This is a genomic window from Actinoplanes sp. NPDC051346 (genome assembly GCF_040682215.1).
Lineage (GTDB): Bacteria > Actinomycetota > Actinomycetes > Mycobacteriales > Micromonosporaceae > Actinoplanes.
The window spans coordinates 360,682-376,491 of record NZ_JBFBAJ010000003.1; the positions used below are offsets into that span (position 1 = coordinate 360,682).

General features: G+C 70.2%; 11 protein-coding genes. 7 read left to right on the forward strand and 4 right to left on the reverse strand.

The window, feature by feature from the left end; translation table 11 throughout:
- Positions 1-2: 2 nt before the first annotated feature.
- Complete coding sequence (gene dapE / locus AB0M36_RS09935) at positions 3-1,076, reverse strand: succinyl-diaminopimelate desuccinylase (RefSeq protein WP_364154972.1); 1,074 nt, start codon at positions 1,074-1,076, stop codon at positions 3-5.
- Between the two features lie 54 nt (positions 1,077-1,130).
- Between dapE and dapD the strand changes: the two genes are divergently transcribed.
- Complete coding sequence (dapD, locus tag AB0M36_RS09940; protein ID WP_364154974.1) at positions 1,131-2,078, forward strand: 2,3,4,5-tetrahydropyridine-2,6-dicarboxylate N-succinyltransferase; 948 nt, start codon at positions 1,131-1,133, stop codon at positions 2,076-2,078.
- Between the two features lie 54 nt (positions 2,079-2,132).
- Entirely contained in the window at positions 2,133-3,170 is a 1,038-nt protein-coding gene (locus tag AB0M36_RS09945) for a MerR family transcriptional regulator (RefSeq protein ID WP_364155415.1), read from the forward strand.
- Between the two features lie 65 nt (positions 3,171-3,235).
- On the opposite strand, the gene AB0M36_RS09950 is transcribed toward AB0M36_RS09945, so the two are convergent.
- Positions 3,236-4,834, reverse strand: a complete 1,599-nt coding sequence (locus AB0M36_RS09950) for a S8 family serine peptidase (RefSeq protein WP_364154976.1) — start codon at positions 4,832-4,834, stop codon at positions 3,236-3,238.
- A gap of 223 nt (positions 4,835-5,057) precedes the next feature.
- On the opposite strand from AB0M36_RS09950, the gene AB0M36_RS09955 reads away from it, so the two are divergent.
- The 3 genes from AB0M36_RS09955 to AB0M36_RS09965 all read left to right on the forward strand — a co-directional run bounded on the left by AB0M36_RS09955 (position 5,058) and on the right by AB0M36_RS09965 (position 12,256).
- On the forward strand, positions 5,058-7,628 hold the full coding sequence (locus tag AB0M36_RS09955; protein WP_364154977.1) for a GGDEF domain-containing protein: 2,571 nt from the start codon (positions 5,058-5,060) through the stop codon (positions 7,626-7,628).
- Between the two features lie 346 nt (positions 7,629-7,974).
- The gene (locus AB0M36_RS09960; RefSeq protein WP_364154979.1) at positions 7,975-10,950 is read left to right on the forward strand and encodes an EAL domain-containing protein; all 2,976 of its coding nucleotides are present in this window, start codon (positions 7,975-7,977) and stop codon (positions 10,948-10,950) included.
- Between the two features lie 64 nt (positions 10,951-11,014).
- Positions 11,015-12,256 (forward strand): pyridoxal phosphate-dependent aminotransferase family protein, encoded by a 1,242-nt coding sequence (locus tag AB0M36_RS09965; protein ID WP_364154981.1) that lies wholly within the window; start codon positions 11,015-11,017, stop codon positions 12,254-12,256.
- A 61-nt stretch (positions 12,257-12,317) separates the two neighbouring features.
- On the opposite strand, the gene AB0M36_RS09970 is transcribed toward AB0M36_RS09965, so the two are convergent.
- Positions 12,318-12,962: a DUF4360 domain-containing protein gene (locus AB0M36_RS09970; RefSeq protein ID WP_364154983.1), complete on the reverse strand. Its 645-nt coding sequence runs from the start codon at positions 12,960-12,962 to the stop codon at positions 12,318-12,320.
- Between the two features lie 471 nt (positions 12,963-13,433).
- On the opposite strand from AB0M36_RS09970, the gene AB0M36_RS09975 reads away from it, so the two are divergent.
- A complete protein-coding gene (locus tag AB0M36_RS09975) occupies positions 13,434-14,090 on the forward strand; it encodes a DUF4360 domain-containing protein (RefSeq protein WP_364154985.1) in 657 nt (218 codons plus the stop codon).
- A gap of 50 nt (positions 14,091-14,140) precedes the next feature.
- Here the strand turns inward: AB0M36_RS09975 and AB0M36_RS09980 are convergent, their stop codons facing one another.
- Positions 14,141-14,620 (reverse strand): GNAT family N-acetyltransferase, encoded by a 480-nt coding sequence (locus AB0M36_RS09980; protein ID WP_364154987.1) that lies wholly within the window; start codon positions 14,618-14,620, stop codon positions 14,141-14,143.
- Positions 14,621-14,693: 73 nt separating this feature from the next.
- On the opposite strand from AB0M36_RS09980, the gene AB0M36_RS09985 reads away from it, so the two are divergent.
- A complete protein-coding gene (locus AB0M36_RS09985) occupies positions 14,694-15,758 on the forward strand; it encodes a beta-eliminating lyase-related protein (RefSeq protein ID WP_364154989.1) in 1,065 nt (354 codons plus the stop codon).
- The last annotated feature ends 52 nt before the right edge of the window (positions 15,759-15,810 follow it).

Genomic DNA, 15,810 nt, shown 5'->3' on the forward strand with positions numbered 1-15,810 from the left:
CATCAGTACGCCGCCAGCCAGCGATGCAGCGTGGCGGCACCGTCCCTGATCTTGCCGATCTCGACATGCTCGTCCGGCGCGTGGGCGAGCTGGGGATCGCCGGGACCGTAGTTCAACGCCGGAATGCCCAGCGCCGCGAAGCGGGACACGTCCGTCCACCCGAGCTTCGCGGCCGGCTCCGCGCCCACCGCCGCGAGGAAGTCCCGCGCCGGCGCCGCGTCGAGCCCGGGGAGCGCGCCGGGCGCCGAGTCGGTCACCTCCAGGTCGAGGCCGTCGAAGACCTCGTGCAGGTGGGCGAGAGCCTGTTCCGGCGTCCGATCGGGAGCGAACCGCAAATTGACCTCGACCGAGCAAACGTCGGGCACCACATTGCCGGCGACGCCCCCGGAGATGCGCACCGCGCTGAGACCCTCACGGTATGTGCACCCATCGATGGTTACTGTCCGCGCTCGATAGTCCTCGAGCCGCCGCAATACGGCACCGGCGGCGTGAATGGCGTTCACCCCGCGCCAGGCCCGTGCGGTGTGCGCGCGGCGCCCCCGCGTACGAACGACGGCTCGCATCGTGCCCTGACAGCCGGCCTCGACCACGCCGTACGTGGGCTCGAGGAGCACCGCGAAGTCGGCGGCGAGCCACTCCGGACGGTGCTTCGCCACCAGGTTCAGCCCGTTGAACCGGCTCTCGATCTCTTCCGCCTCGTAGAACAGAAACGTCAGGTCGTAGCGGGGGTCGGGCAGGGTGGCGGCGAGGTGCAGGGCCAGGGCCACGCCCGACTTCATGTCCGCCGTACCGCAGCCGTAGATCAGATCGTCGACGACGGTCGACGGGAAGTTGTCGTTGAGCGGGACGGTGTCGAGATGCCCGGCGAGCACGACCCGCTGCTCGCGGCCCAGGCCCGTACGCGCCATCACGGTGTTCTGGTGACGATCGACGCTCAGGTGCGGAGCCTGCCGCAGAACCTCCTCGACACAGTCCGCGATGACCTTCTCGTCAAGCGAGACGGACTCGATGTCGACCAGGGCGCGGGTGAGCACCACCGGGTCGACGAGCACGTCGGAGGTGAGCGGATTGGCCATGAGCCGCACAGTACCGTCCGAACGTGAAGCACCTCCCCTAGTAGGGTTCGCGGTGTGAGTAGCGCGATCTCGACCTCGGCCGCCTGGGGCATCGGCCTCGCCACCGTCGCCTCCGACGGGACCGTCCTCGACACCTGGTATCCGGCCGGACACCTCGGCCTCGGAGAGCTGCCCGCCGAGCCGCCCACCCTGCCGGCCGGCCTCGTCGGCCCGAAGGCGCTGGCCGGGCTCTCGACCGCCGAGGTGCGCGTCGAGGTGTCCTCGCTCGCCGACCCGATCAAGGACGCCTCGGACGCCTACCTGCGGCTCCACCTGCTGTCGCACCGGCTGGTCAGGCCGAACGAGCAGAACCTCGACGGCATCTTCGGCATGCTCGCCAACGTCGCGTGGACCTCCGCCGGCCCGTGCCCGCCGGACCGGGTCGACGAGCTCCGCCTCATCGAGCGTGCCGCCGGCCGCCACCTGAGCGTGTACGGCGTCGACAAGTTCCCGCGGATGACCGACTACGTGGTGCCCTCCGGGGTCCGCATCGCCGACGCCGACCGGGTCCGGCTCGGCGCCCACCTGGCCGCGGGCACGACCGTCATGCACGAGGGCTTCTGCAACTTCAACGCCGGCACGCTCGGCGCGTCCATGGTCGAGGGCCGCATCGTGCAGGGCGTCGTCGTCGGTGACAGCTCCGACGTGGGCGCCGGCTCGTCGATCATGGGTACGCTCTCCGGCGGCGGCAAGGACAAGGTCTCCATCGGCGAACGCAGCCTCCTCGGCGCGAACGCCGGCATCGGCATCTCGCTCGGCGACGACTGCGTGGTCGAGGCCGGCTGCTACATCACGGCAGGCTCCAAGCTGACCCTGCCCGACGGACGCGTGGTCAAGGCCCGCGAACTGTCCGGCGTCGACGGCCTGCTGTTCTGGCGCAACTCGGTGACCGGGGCGCTGGAGGCACGGCCTCGCAAGGGCACCGGCATCGAGCTCAACGCGGCGCTGCACGCCAACGACTGACGCTTGACCCTCGACCTTGTCGAGGCCGCAGAGTCTCGAGCTGTGGAGAGCGAGATGTACGGCATCGGCGAGGTCGCGCGGGCCAGCGGCCTGGGCGTCAGCGCCCTGCGCTTCTACGACCGGGCCGGGGTGCTGACCCCGGCGGAGGTCGATCCGGCCACCGGCTACCGGCGCTACAGCGGGGAACAGATCCTCGCCGCGCGCCTGGTGGCCGGGCTACGCCGGGTGGGCATGCCGGTCGCTGACATCGCCCGGGCCGTCGCGGAGCCGCACCGGGGTCCCGCCGTGCGCGAGTTGCTCGACGAGCACCTGCGCCGGCTGGAAGACGGTCTTGCCGATGCCCGCCGTGAGCTCTCCCGGCTCCATCGCCTGCTGGACCTTGAGGAGAGCACCTTGACCCGCATCACCCTGCCCGCCGCCGCTCTGGTGGCCGCGCTCGACGCGGTGCGCTTCGCCGCCTGCGCCGACCCGGACCTTCCCATGATCAACGGCGTTCTGTTCGAGGCCGGTCCCGACGGCCTGACCGTCGTGGCCACCGACCGTTACCGGCTCGCCGTCGCCGAGGCCGCCGGCGCCGTGTCGGGTCCGCCGGTCCGGGTCGTCGCCCCACTGCCGTTCGTCGACGAACTGCGGGCAACGCTGACCGGCACGGTCACGCTCGACTTGAGCCCGTCCGCCCTCACCGCCGAGACGCCCACACGCACGCTGACGGCCGCGCCGCTGGACGTGGACTTCCCCGACCACCGGCGCCTCGCCGGGCCGGCCGCGCCGGGCTCCCGGCGGATCACCGTCGACGTCCCGGCACTGCGGGTCAGCCTCGGCCGTGCCGCCACGGTCACCCGCGAGCACAAGGGAGTCGGGTACGACGTGGCGGTCCTGACCGTTGACCCGTCCGGCGGCGTCGGGCTGGCGGACGAGGATGCCTGGGCCGCCGACGAGGAGGCCCACGTGGCGGTCAACCGGGACTTCCTGCTCGAAGCGCTGGACGCGGGCGGAGCCGGACAGTTGGTCTTGGAACTCGACGGCCCGATCGCCCCCCTGGCGATCCGCGCCGCGGGCACCTACTCGATCCTGATGCCGGTTCGCCACTGACCATCACCGGACATGACACCGCCCCGGTGCGCCGTTGGGTGGCGTACCGGGGCGGGGTCGGTGGGTCAGTTGGTGGTCGGCCAGTTGTTGGCGGCCCAGACGCCGCCGGTCCAGGAGCGCCCGGTCCAGCTGCGCCCGGTCCAGCTGCGGCCCGTCCAGCTGCGTCCGGTCCAGCTCCGGCCGGTGAACGCGGCCTGGTGCGCCGTCCAGTCGACGCCGGACCAGGCGGAGCCCGTCCAGGTCGTGGAGGCCCAGGACGTGCCGTCGAAGGCCGTACCGGTCCAGACGCTGCCGTTCCAGGTGCCGCCGTTCCACGAGGTGCCGTCGAGCGCCGTCTGGCTCCAGACTGCCGGGTTCCACGGCTGGCCCATGATGTCCTGCTCGCCGGTCAGGTCGTTTCCGGTGATCGGGTCGGTCAGGTGGGCGGTGCCGCGGGACTGCTCGAGGGAGCCGGTGCCGAGGGACGCCTCGTGGGTCTGACTCGCCTGCGGGGTCGCCGCGTCCGCGGCCGCCTTGACGTCGAGCTGACCGGCGCCGCGGCCGACGGGGTCGGCCTCCGGCATGTCCTGCGCGGTGCTGACCAGGAGCTCCTTGACCTGGTCCGGCGTGAGGTCCGGCCGCTGCTGCAGCAGCAGGGCGGCGGCGCCGGAGGTCACGGCCGCGGCCTGCGAGGTGCCGCTGCCGCGGAAGAAGCGCTTGGCCGAGTCGGTGGGGAGCTGACCCTCGGGGAACTCGGTGTCGATGTACGAGCCGGGGTCGCGCAGTGAGACCACCGACTTGCCGGGGGCGACGAAGTCGGGCGCGCGGCCCTCGCTGCCGCGGCTGCTGAACTCACCGACGATGTCGTCGGTGCGGGAGTCCGTGCCGTTCTGGTCAGCGCCGCCGACCGCGATCACCGTCGGGTTCATCGCCGGCATGGCCAGGCGGGAGGCGGACTCGCCATCGTTGCCGGCGGCCACCACCACGACGATGCCCTTGCGCCATGCCGCCTCGACCGCGTGCGACAGGGGGTCGTAGCGGGGGTCCTGCAGCGAGTCGGTGCCGTAGGACAGGTTGATCACCCGGATGTTGAGGCCCGGGTCGTCGCGGTGCGCGACCGCCCAGTCGATCGCCGCGATGACCTGGGAGACGTCGACCGCTCCGTCGGCGGCGGCGACCTTCAGGTTGACCAGGTGGGCGCCGGGGGCGACGCCGACGAAGTACCGCGAGTCCTTCTCGCTTCCCTCGGCCACCTCGGGGTCACGCCCGGCGATGATGCCGGCCATGTGGGTGCCGTGGCCATAGGTGTCCAGGTATCGCAGATCGTCCGTCTGCGACTCCAGCGACAGGTCCGGACCGTTGATCACCTTGTCGGCGCCCGCCAGGCCCTTCACCGGGGTGACGCCGCTGTCGATCAACGCGACACCGACACCCTCGCCGGTGATCTTGCGGCCCAGCGCGTCGGTCCTGCTCCATACGTCGTGGACGCCGGCCCACTTGTTGATGCTGTAGAGCGAGTGCGCGTCCTGGTCCGCCAGCCACTCTTCGCTGAGGAAGCTCGACCTCACCGGCTGCGGGGGTGTGGCCGATACCGCCGATGCCGGCGCGGCTCCCACGACGGTGGCACCGAGCGCCCCCGACAGGATTCCGACCAGCCAGCGACGCGGCCCACGACTGCTTACCATCTACGCTCCCGAAAAGTAACCGGATCAACTGGTTGCATTGATCGGTTGTTTCCGCCGCCGTGCGAGCCGACTTTCGGGTTTCCGTGGCATCCGTTCGGTCAGCCGGACCTACCCGACCAGAGATCGGACACCGTTCTTTCCGGCAATGCTTCACAAAACGCTCCAACGGCCGACGAGTAGTACGAGAAGCCACGTTGTGACGGACGGGAAGGAGCGTGCCGGGGTGACGCCTGCGCCCGTCGACAACACCCGTCCCGGCTCGACCAGCGCTGCCACACCGCGGCAGCGGCTCTCCTGGCGAGCCCCGGACGGTCGCGTACTGGCGATCGCCGTCGTGCTGGCCCTGGTCGTCACCGGGGTGCAGGTGCTGTGGGCGCGCGACCAGCCGCCGCTGTCCGCGAGAGCGGCGTTGATCCTGCTTGTCCTGGCCGCGCTGTTCGCCTGCGCCGAGCGGTTCGTGGTCGTGTTCCCGGTCCGCCGGGGCGCGCACACCATCAGCCTGAGCGAGATTCCGCTCGTCCTGGGCCTGATCTGGTGCGCTCCGGCGGCGATCGTGCTGGCCCGCATCCTGGGCGGCGCGATCGGCCTGCTCGGCTTCCGCCGCCAGCGCGGGGTCAAGCTGCTGTTCAATCTCACCCTGTTCGCCACAGAGGCCACGGTGGCCACGGCTGTGTTCCGGCTCATCGCCGGCCCGGCTCAGGAGTTGGCACCGCGCGGCTGGGTGGCGGCCTACGCCGCGATGATGGTCGTGGACGTGATCTCGATCGTGCTGGTCACCATGGTCATCGCCCTGCACGACGACAGCCAGGAGTGGCGGCGCCTCGTGACCGCCGACATCAAGAGCCTCGTCCAGGTCCCGATGGTGACCGTCACCACGACGCTGGCCCTGATCGCGGCCATCGTCATCAGGAACCAGATTCTCGCCTCGATCCTGCTGGCGATCCTGTCGTACGCGATCTACCAGGTCTTCCGCCGGTACGCCCAGCAGACCCAGGGCCACGCGCAGGTCGAGCAGCTCTACGCCTTCACCCGCTCCCTCGACGGTTCGCGCGACCTGCACACGGTGATCGACACCGTGCTGTCCCGGGTGCGCGACGTGACCCGGGCGGACACCGCGGAACTCGTCGTCACGACCGGCGCGGCGCCACCCCTGCGTTTCCGCCTCTCCGCCCAGCAGCCGGTCCTGACGAGGCAGGGCAACGGGTCCGATCCGTCGACGTGGTGGTACCCGGCGATGGACGGTGAGCCGGTGCTCCTGGCTCCGTCGCGCACGCAGGGCGGTGACGACGGCCGGCCGGTCGACGGCATGGCCGTCCCGGTGGCGATGGACCGCGGCGCGGCCGTCCTCATGGTCTACGACAGCCTCGCCGACATCGCGACGTTCACCGCCGAGCACCTGCGGATGTTGCAGGCGTTCGCCGCACACGCCGGGGTGGCGCTGACCAACATCGCCCTGGTGGACCGGCTGCGCCACAGCAGCCTGCACGACGCGCTCACCGGCCTGCCGAACCGTCGCATGCTGCTCACCGATCTGCGGGACGCCATCGAGTCCGGCGTCTCGACCTTCGGCACCGTCGGCGTGCTGCTCCTCGACATCGACCGCTTCAAGGAGATCAACGACGCCCTCGGCCATGACGTCGGCGACGACCTGCTGCGTCAGATCGGCCAGCGGATGCAGACGTCGTTCGCGGACCGGGGCACGGTCGCGCGCCTCGGCGGCGACGAGTTCGCCGTCATCGTCGAGAACTGCCAGTCCGCGCGGGACGTGCTCGACGCCGCGGAGGAACTGCGGCGCATCGTGGAGCGGCCGGTGCCCGTCGGCGATCTCACCCTCACCACCCAGGCCAGCGTCGGCGTCAGCTTCGCCCCCGACCACGGCCTCGATCCGGACCGCCTGTTGCAGCGCGCGGACGTCGCCATGTACGCCGCCAAGCACGCGCGGGCGGGTGTCCGGGCGTACCAGGCCGAGGACGACCTCAACACGCCTCGCCGGCTGACCCTGATGGCCGAACTGCGCTCGGCCATCGAGGCCGGCGGCCTGAGCATCGCCTACCAGCCCAAGGTCGATCCGGAGGACGGTCGGGTGCTCGGCGCCGAGGCGCTCGCGCGCTGGCATCGACCCGACGGACCGGTGCCGCCGGACGAGTTCATCCCGCTGGCCGAGCACGCGGGGCTGATCCCCGCATTGACCCGGTTCATCCTCGACACCGCGCTGGCGGCGTGCGCGCAGTGGCGCGGCGGCGGGCGGGATCTCTCCGTGGCCGTCAACCTGTCGCCGCAGATCCTGACCGATCCCAACCTCGCGGACGACGTGTCGCGGGCGCTGCGGCGCCACCGGCTGCCACCCATCGCGCTGACCCTCGAGATCACCGAGAACGGCGTCATGGAGGATCCGGCGCGCAGCATGCGCACCCTCGACGCGCTGAACGCTCTCGGCGTCAAGCTCTCCATCGACGACTTCGGCACCGGGCACTCGTCGCTGGGCCGCCTGGCCGAGCTGCCCATTCACGAGATGAAGATCGACAAGAGCTTCGTACGCGGCCTTACCACCGATCAGACCCGGCGTGCCGTGACCGACGCCGCGCTGCAGCTCGGCCGTACGCTCGGGCTGATCGTGGTCGCCGAGGGTGTCGAGGACGAAACCGAGCTCGAGTACCTGAGGCGACACGGCTGCGGCGTCATCCAGGGCTATTACATCTCCCGCCCGCTGCCGGCCGCGGAGTTCGCCGACTGGCTGTCCGGGCGGCCCACAGCGCACCTGCCGGAGCTGGAGGTCCGAACCGCCGACGCGTAGTAGGATGCTGCACTGATCTTCATCGTTCCCCCCGATAGAGCCGGCTCTCAGTCCTGAAGCCCAGATGCCGATCAAGAGTTAGTGACGCCAGCCCACCGGCAGGCGCAGACGCGGCCCCGGGCAGGTTGCCTTGAGTACAGACGAACGCTTCCCCAGCGGAAGCGGCGCGGGTGAGACATCCGCGACACGCGTCGTCGCTCAGCACGAACCGAACGGACATTTGGCCCCTTCGGGCACTTTCGTCGATCCGGTTACCGAACCACCACGGTTTCCCGAGCGGAAAGCCGTCGCGATCCGTGCCGCCACCACGTCCGCCGATCGGGGACGGTCACCGCTGCGCCGGGCGATGCCCGTCTACCTCACCGCGACGCTGTGCCTGGCAGCCGTCTACCTGTTCGTCCCGGCGCTGTTCGTCGTCGCCTGGGCCTTGATCGTCCTGTCGTCGCTGACCGCCTTCGCCGTCGGCATCGCCCGCAACAAGCCGCGGCGGCGGCAGCCCTGGCTGCTGCTGGCGGCCGGCTATCTGACCCTCGCCGCCGGCACCGTGGTCGCGCTGGTGCTGGTGCCGCCCGGCCAGTTCCCGTCGCTGGCCGATCCCGTCTTCCTCGGCGGCTCGCTGCCGCTGCTGCTGGGCGGCCTGATCGGACTGACCCGATCGGGTGCGCGCTTCCCGGATCGGGCCGGCATGCTCGACGCGGTCATCCTCACCACCGGTGCGGGCTTCCTGGCCTGGACGTTCCTGATCAACCCGTTCCTGCAGGACCCCACCCTCAGCCTGCTGGAGAAGGCGGTCTCGATCGCCTATCCGCTCAGCGACGTGCTCACGCTGGCCATCCTGGCCCGGCTCGGCCTGGCCGCGGCGCGCAACACCAGCATGGTCTTCCTGCTCGCCTCGGGCGCGGGCCTGCTCACCGCGGACGTCCTGTACGGGCTGATGCGCCTCGAAGGCATCTGGCAGCTGGGCGGCCCGATCGACCTGGGCTGGCTGGTCTTCTACATCGCCGGTGGCGCGGCCGCGCTGCACCCGTCGATGATCCGGCTGACCGAGCCGCACGTGCTGACCCGTACCCAGATCTCCCTGCGCCGCGGCGTCCTGACCGTCGCCTCCCTACTGGCGCCGGCCGCGCTGCTGGTGCAGGCGCTGCGCGGGCCGGTCCTCGACGGCATCCTCATCGCGGTCGTGTCGGGGGCGCTCATCCTGCTCTCCCTGGCGCGCATGTCGGCCGTCGCGGGCAACTTGCGCCAGACCCTTGCCCGCGAGCGGGAGCTGCGCGAGGCCTGTGAGGCTCTGCTCGTCTCCACCTGCGTCGAGGAGACCGACGCCGTCCTGCGCCGGTCGGTCGGCCGGATGCTTCCTCCGGGTACGGAGCACCGCGTCGTCCTCGAACTGCACCGCGAGCCGGTGGTCGCCGCCGCCCAGAACCTCACCGGCGGGCTGGAGCTTCGGTACGTCGTGACGCTTCCTCCCCAGGTCGCGGAGCCCCTGGCCCGCTTCGAGCTGGCGCTGCACTGCCGCCTGGCGGTCGGCGACGCGCGGATCGGCGACCTGTTCGTCGGCGCCGACGAGCCGGCGCTGATCGGGTTGCAGGAGGCCGTGCCGGTACTGGCCGGACAGGCCGCCACCATGATCGACCGAATGCGGCTGAACCGGGAGATCAGCCGCCGCGACAGCCAGGCCTACTTCCGGACGTTGGTCCTCAACGCCACCGAGGTCATCGCGATCGTCGACGAGGACAACCGCGTCACGTACGTGAGTCCGGCGGCGGAGCAGGTCGTCGGGACGGCGGACCTGGTGGGCAGCGACCTCCTCGAGATCATCGACGAGGAGGACCGCGACGGGGTCCGCGACCTGCTCGACGCCACCCGGCGCGGGAAGGCGGGCGAGGGCCTCAACCAATGGCAGGTACGCCGTACCGACGGCACCCTGATCTGCACCGAGGCGGTCATCGGCGACATGCGCGAGGAGCCGGGGGTCAACGGGCTCGTCGTGACCCTGCGCGACGTCACCGAGCGGCAGCGGCTGGAGCAGGAGCTGATCGCCCGCGCGTACGTGGATCCGCTCACCGGCCTGGGTAACCGGCTGCGGTTCGCCGACGACGTGGCGGCGGCCGTCGGCGACCGGCGCGACGGCGCCTGCGGTGTCATGATCATCAACCTGGACCGGTTCCGGGTCGTCAACGACACGATGGGCCCCGAGGTCGGCGACGAGCTGCTGATCGCCGTGGCGAAACAGCTCTCCGCGGTGTTCGCCGGCCGGGGCACGGTGGCCCGGCTGGGCGCCGACGAGTTCGGCGTGCTCATCGAGGACGCGCCCGACGTGGCCGACATCGAGCGGCTCGCCGAGCAGGTCGCGAGCCTGTCCGCCGAGACGTTCCACGTCGGCGGCAGCCTCGTCGCCGCGCACCTGCGGGCTGGGGTCGCCACCACCGCCGACGCCGGCACCGCGAAGGATCTGCTGACCCAGGCCGACGTCGCGCTGGACACCGTGCCGTCGAGCGGCGGCCGCCGCTGGCGACGCTACGAGGCGTCGCTGCATGCCGAGGTTCTCGACCGGATGCAGCTGCGCACGGATCTGGACAGGGCGTTCGCCGAGGACGCTTTCGCGCTCAACTACCAGCCCATCGTCGAGCTCGGCGAGGCGCGTACGGTCGGCTTCGAGGCGCTCCTGCGGTGGCCGCACCCGGAGCGCGGCATGGTGTCACCGGCGGTCTTCATCCCGCTGGCCGAGGAGTCCGGGCTGATCGTGGAGCTGGGCGCCTGGGTGCTGCGGACCGCGGTCGCGACCGCCGCGGACTGGCATCGCCGGCACCCGGACGACACCCCGTACGTCAGCGTGAACGTCTCCGTGCGCCAGTTCCGTTCGCCGGACTTCGTGGACCAGGTGTTCGCCGAGCTGAGCCGGTCGGGACTGCCCGCGCACCTGCTCACCCTGGAGATCACCGAGAGCCTGCTGCTGGGCGAGCACGACCAGATCCACGCCGACATCGCCCGGCTGCGGGCCGCCGGGATCAAGATGTCGATCGACGACTTCGGTACGGGGTATTCGTCGCTGAGCTACCTGCACCGCGTCCCCGTCGACACCCTCAAGCTCGACAAGTCCTTCGTCGACACCATCACCGGCTCGCCACAGCAGCTCGACCTGGTGCGGGGCATCATCCAGCTCGCCGCGACACTCAACCTGGACGTCGTCGCCGAGGGCATCGAGACGCAGGACGAGCACCGCCTGCTGATCGACGCCGGATGCCGCCTCGGCCAGGGATTCCTTTTCGCCCGTCCGATGACCGAGGAGGACGCTGGCCGGCTGATCGACCGCCGTCGGTGAGCATCTGATCACAGATGCGACCGTTGCCGAACGAGGAGTGGATCTATCCGCCTAGCATCGCCGCATGGTGCCCATCTCGCCGCCCGCGTCGTCCCCCGCCGCCGACGCCGCCTATCGCAGTGTCTCCGAGCTCACCCGGGCGGGTCTCTGGGATCAGGTCATCGACGAGGTGGACGGACGCCGCATCCGCATCGGCGACCGCTGGCACGTCGACTGGGCATCGTGCAACTACCTCGGCCTGGACCTCGATCCCGAGATCATCGACGCCATCGACGTCCAGGTCCGGCGCTGGGGCACCCACCCGAGCTGGTCCCGCATGCTCGGCAGCCCGCGCCTCTACCCGATGATCGAGGAGCGGCTCGCCGCCCTGCTCGGCGCCGAGGACACCCTCCTGCTGCCCACGATCAGCCAGATCCACCTGTCGGTCATCCCGGCGCTCGCGGGCACCGGTCACATCCTGCTCGACTCCCGCGCCCACCGCACCGTCTACGACGGCTGCGTCCACGCTCGCGGGCTCGGCGCCACCATGCGCCGGTTCCGCACCGAGGATGCCGATCACCTCGCTGAGCTGCTCCGCGAGGTGCCGGCCGGGGTCACCACCCTGGTCTGCATGGACGGCGTCAACAGCATGACGGGCAACACCCCGGACCTGCCCCGCTTCGCGGCCGTCTGCCGCGAGTTCGGCGCCACCCTCTATGTCGACGACGCCCACGGCTTCGGCATCATCGGCGAGCGCGGACCCGGCGATCCCACCGCGTACGGTCGCCGCGGCAACGCCGTGGTCCGCCACTACGGGCTCGGCTACGACAACATCGTCCTCGTCGGCGGGTTCTCCAAGGCGTACTCGTCGCTGCTCGCCTTCGTCGCCTGCCCGACCGCTGTCAAGGAACACCTGAAGATCACCGCGCCGCCCTACCTCTACTCCGGCCCGGTGCCGACGGCGGCCCTGGCGACCGCGCTGGCGGGCCTCGAGGTCAACGACGTCCGCGGCGACGACCTCCGCGACGACCTGTACCGCAAGACGCAGCGGGTGCTCGACCATCTCGCCAGCCTCGACGTGCAGACGCCGAACGCCTCGGGCTATCCGCTGATCCAGGTTCCGCTGACGAACGCGGAGGACCTGACCGAGGTGGCGCACACGCTGCTCGACCACGGCGCGTACGTGACGCTGGCGCCGTATCCGGGGGTGCCCAAGGATGAGGTGGGTTTCCGGATCCAGATGACCTCGGCACACACGGATGAGCAGATCGACGACCTGCTCAAGACGCTGACCGCCCTGGGTACGCCGCTTCTGCGCCGCTGCTGAGGGATGACGGCGAACGAGGGCCGCCGGCGAGCCGGCGACCCTCGTCACGTGTCGCGAGAGGTCAGCAGCGCCTCCAGGCGAAGTGGTAGGTGGTCTCGATGCTGCCGTCGATGGAGTCCATCGTCAGATAGCTCGTGCCCGTCGACGTTCCCTTGCTCACCCGCAGCTCGGTGTTGATGTTGAGATTGCGCATCTCACCGCACGGGTGCCAGACCATGGCAGCCACCGCGACCTCGTCGATGGCCATCCAGTTGTCGTCCAGCGGCGCGGCGATCGGGTGGTTGCTGTACGCGCTCTGGCTCATGCCCTGGAAGTAGTAGTTGGCCCGCTGCGAGGCGGTAGAGCCGTTGAGCAGGTATCCAAAACCGCGGTAGTCCACCTTGGCGATGGCGAAGGTGAACCCTTGCGGCACGTGCACCAGCACGTTGAGCTGGCAGTTCTTGCGGCCCTCGGTGGTGGAGATGCCCGGACCGGCCTGAGCGAGGTACTCGCTGTAGATGGCGGTGAAGGCCTTGTTGTCCGGCGAGACCGCAACGTCGGCCGAGTGGGGCGGGCAGCCCGAGCCGGCCATGGCGACGAGGTCGATGACGATGTGGTCGTCCGGTGGGTCGTCAAGAATACTTCCGGCGTGGGCGGCCGGGCTAGACAACATTGATGAGGCGAGTAATGCGAGTACCACACCCCCACGCACCAACAAATTACGCATTGGACTCCCTTCGAGCTGATACGACGAGGCACACGCGGGCCAATGTTAAGGTTTGCATAGATCGGGGTCAATGAAATCTTGTGCGGCTTCCGCTCCGGAAAATGCATTTCACCGATCTTCGCAGCCAGCCGTGAAAAGCAGCACTCGGCGCCTTCGGGCTATAACGGGCGAGACCAGCGACGGGAAAGCCCGAATTATCCCCCCGATTCGGGCCGCTGCCGGAATAAACATCGTGGTGGGCAGTGGTTCGCCGGACCTTGGAGTCACGGTGCCGATTGATCGGGATCGATGCTTGTGCGGCCGTCCTCGCATGGCTAACATTCCCTCGCGGGACTACCAGGAGAGTCCCAGCGCATTAGTCAGAGGATATTCACGGAAACGTTGGCGAGGCGAAGAGCCCGGCGACCATCCGGCGATGACGCACGCGCGCTGCAAAAGTCGATATTGAGTACGCAATCCGAGAGGAATGCAATGAAGGAAAGACTCGTCGGCGGGAGGCGTGCGGTTCTCGCCGTAGTCGGCACGGTTCTCGCGCTGTCCCTGTCCACCCCAACACCCGCCGGCGCCACGGGCCAGGCTGTCACGGGCGTACCGGACGGAACCGTCACCGTCGAGGTGATCGCCGCCAACGGCTCCGGCTGCGCGCCGGGCACGGCCGCCGTGTACGGCAACCACGACAAGACCGGATTCCGGATCAGGTACTACGACTTCGAGGCCGCGGCGGGCGGCGACGCCTACCCCACCGACCGCCGGAAGAACTGCCAGGTCGGCGTGCTGGTGACCGTACCCGCGGGCTGGACGTTCGCGGTAGCGCAAGCGGAATACAAGGGCCGCGCGAAGCTCAACTCGGGCGCCACCGGCCTGCAGAAGACGAACTACTACTGGCAGGGTTCCTCGGAGAACAACCGCACCGAGGAGTACTTCCACGGTCCGCTCAACGGGTACTGGGACACCGAGGACGTGTCGGCCGGGCTGGTCTACCTCCCCTGCCAGGACCAGAAGGTCCTGAACATCAACACCGAGCTCCGGGTGGACGCGGGCACGTCGTCCGGCAAGAGCTCCATGTCGATGAGGTCCAGCGAGGGTGACGTCGACACCCTGTTCAACTTCGCCTGGATCCGCTGCTGAGCCAGGACGTTGTCGATCAGGAAGGGCTCTCCGGAGCCCTTCCTTTCGTTTCAGGCAAGCTCGCGGACCCAGTGCGCGCAGCGCAGCGGACGGCCCTCGTAGTCCAGGTCGCAGTCCTCGCCACGGGTGAAGCCGAGTTTTTGCAGAATCGCGTTGGACGGCCCGTTCGTGACGGCCGGGAAGGCATGCAACACCCGCACCCCGCTGTCGAGGACGTGCGGCAACAGCAACTCGAACGCCCGCCCGGCGACACCGCGCGCCTGATGATCCGGAAGCAGCATCGCCCCGAGCTCGTAAACCTTCTCCCCGGCGAACTCCCCAGTCCACACGGCGATGATCCCCACCGGCTCCTCATCGAGCAGGATCGTGAAGAACAGGTCGCCGTCGGCCACCGCGGCCATCCGCCGCTGGTGCACCTGGGCAACATGCCGCTCGTCGCCGACACCCCCCAGGTGCCCGACGACCCGGGGGTCGGACTCCAGCCGCCGGGTGAGACGGAGGTCCTCTTCGGCGTACGGGCGAAGGCGCATGGACACCTGCATAGCAGGGCCCCGCATCCCTATCCGGCCTGACACGGGCCGCCGGACACGCAAGACTGGCACGGTGGACGAGGAGATCCGGGCCCGGCGGGCCGCCTGCACCGACACGTTCCTCGGCAACGGCCTGGTCCCACCCCGCGAACTGCTCGCGTCGATCGACCCGGAGACCGAACCCGACACGTACGGCGACGGCGGCGTGGTCACCGAGCTCGAGCGGCACCTCGCGGCGCTGCTCGACAAGCCCGCGGCCGTGTTCCTGCCCAGCGGCACCATGGCGCAGGCGGCGACCCTGCGGGTGCACGCCGACCGGCGCCAGTCGCGGACCGTCGTCTGGCATCCCTACTGCCACCTCGAACAGCATGAGGGGCAGGCTCATCAGCGCTTGCACCAGCTCGTCGGGCGCCGCGTCGGGGATTCGGAGCGGTTGATCGGGCTCCACGATCTCGAGGAGGTGGCCGAGCCGATCGCCGCGCTGCTGCTCGAACTGCCCCAGCGCGATCTCGGTGGCGCGCTGCCCGCCTGGGAGGATCTGGTGGCCCAGACACGGTGGGCGCGCGACCGGGGCGCGGCGGTCCACCTGGACGGCGCCCGGCTCTGGGAGGCGAGCGCCGGGTACGAGCGCTCTCCCGCCGCGATCGCCGGCCTCTTCGACACCGTCTACGTCTCGTTCTACAAGGGCATCGGGGCGCTTCCGGGCTGCTGCGTCGCCGGTTCGGACGGCGACGTCGCCGCAGTCCGCGAGTGGCGTTCCCGGCTGGGCGGCACGTTGTTCGCTCTGTGGCCCGGCGCCGCGTCGGCGTTGCGGCTGCTGGACGAGGGGCTGGCCGAGATGCCGGCCCGGATGCGGCACGCCCGGGCGATCTGGGACGCGCTCGGCGGCGTGCCCGAGGTTCGGGTCGTGCCGGACCCGCCCCAGACGCCGATGATGCATCTGCTGTTCGCGGCGTCCCCCGAGACGTTCCGGGAGAACGCGCGGCGGCTCGCCGAGGAGACGGGGTTGTGGGTGTGGCCCAGCGGGTTCGCCACCGGCGATCCCGCCGTGGTGCGCACCGAGCTCTCGGTCGGGCGGGCCACCCTGCGCCACAAGCCCGAGGCGATCGCCGAGATCCTCGCCGGGCTCTGCATGTAATCGCCGAGATCCTCGCCGGGCTCTGCATGTAGGAGCCCGTAGGAGCCGGGCG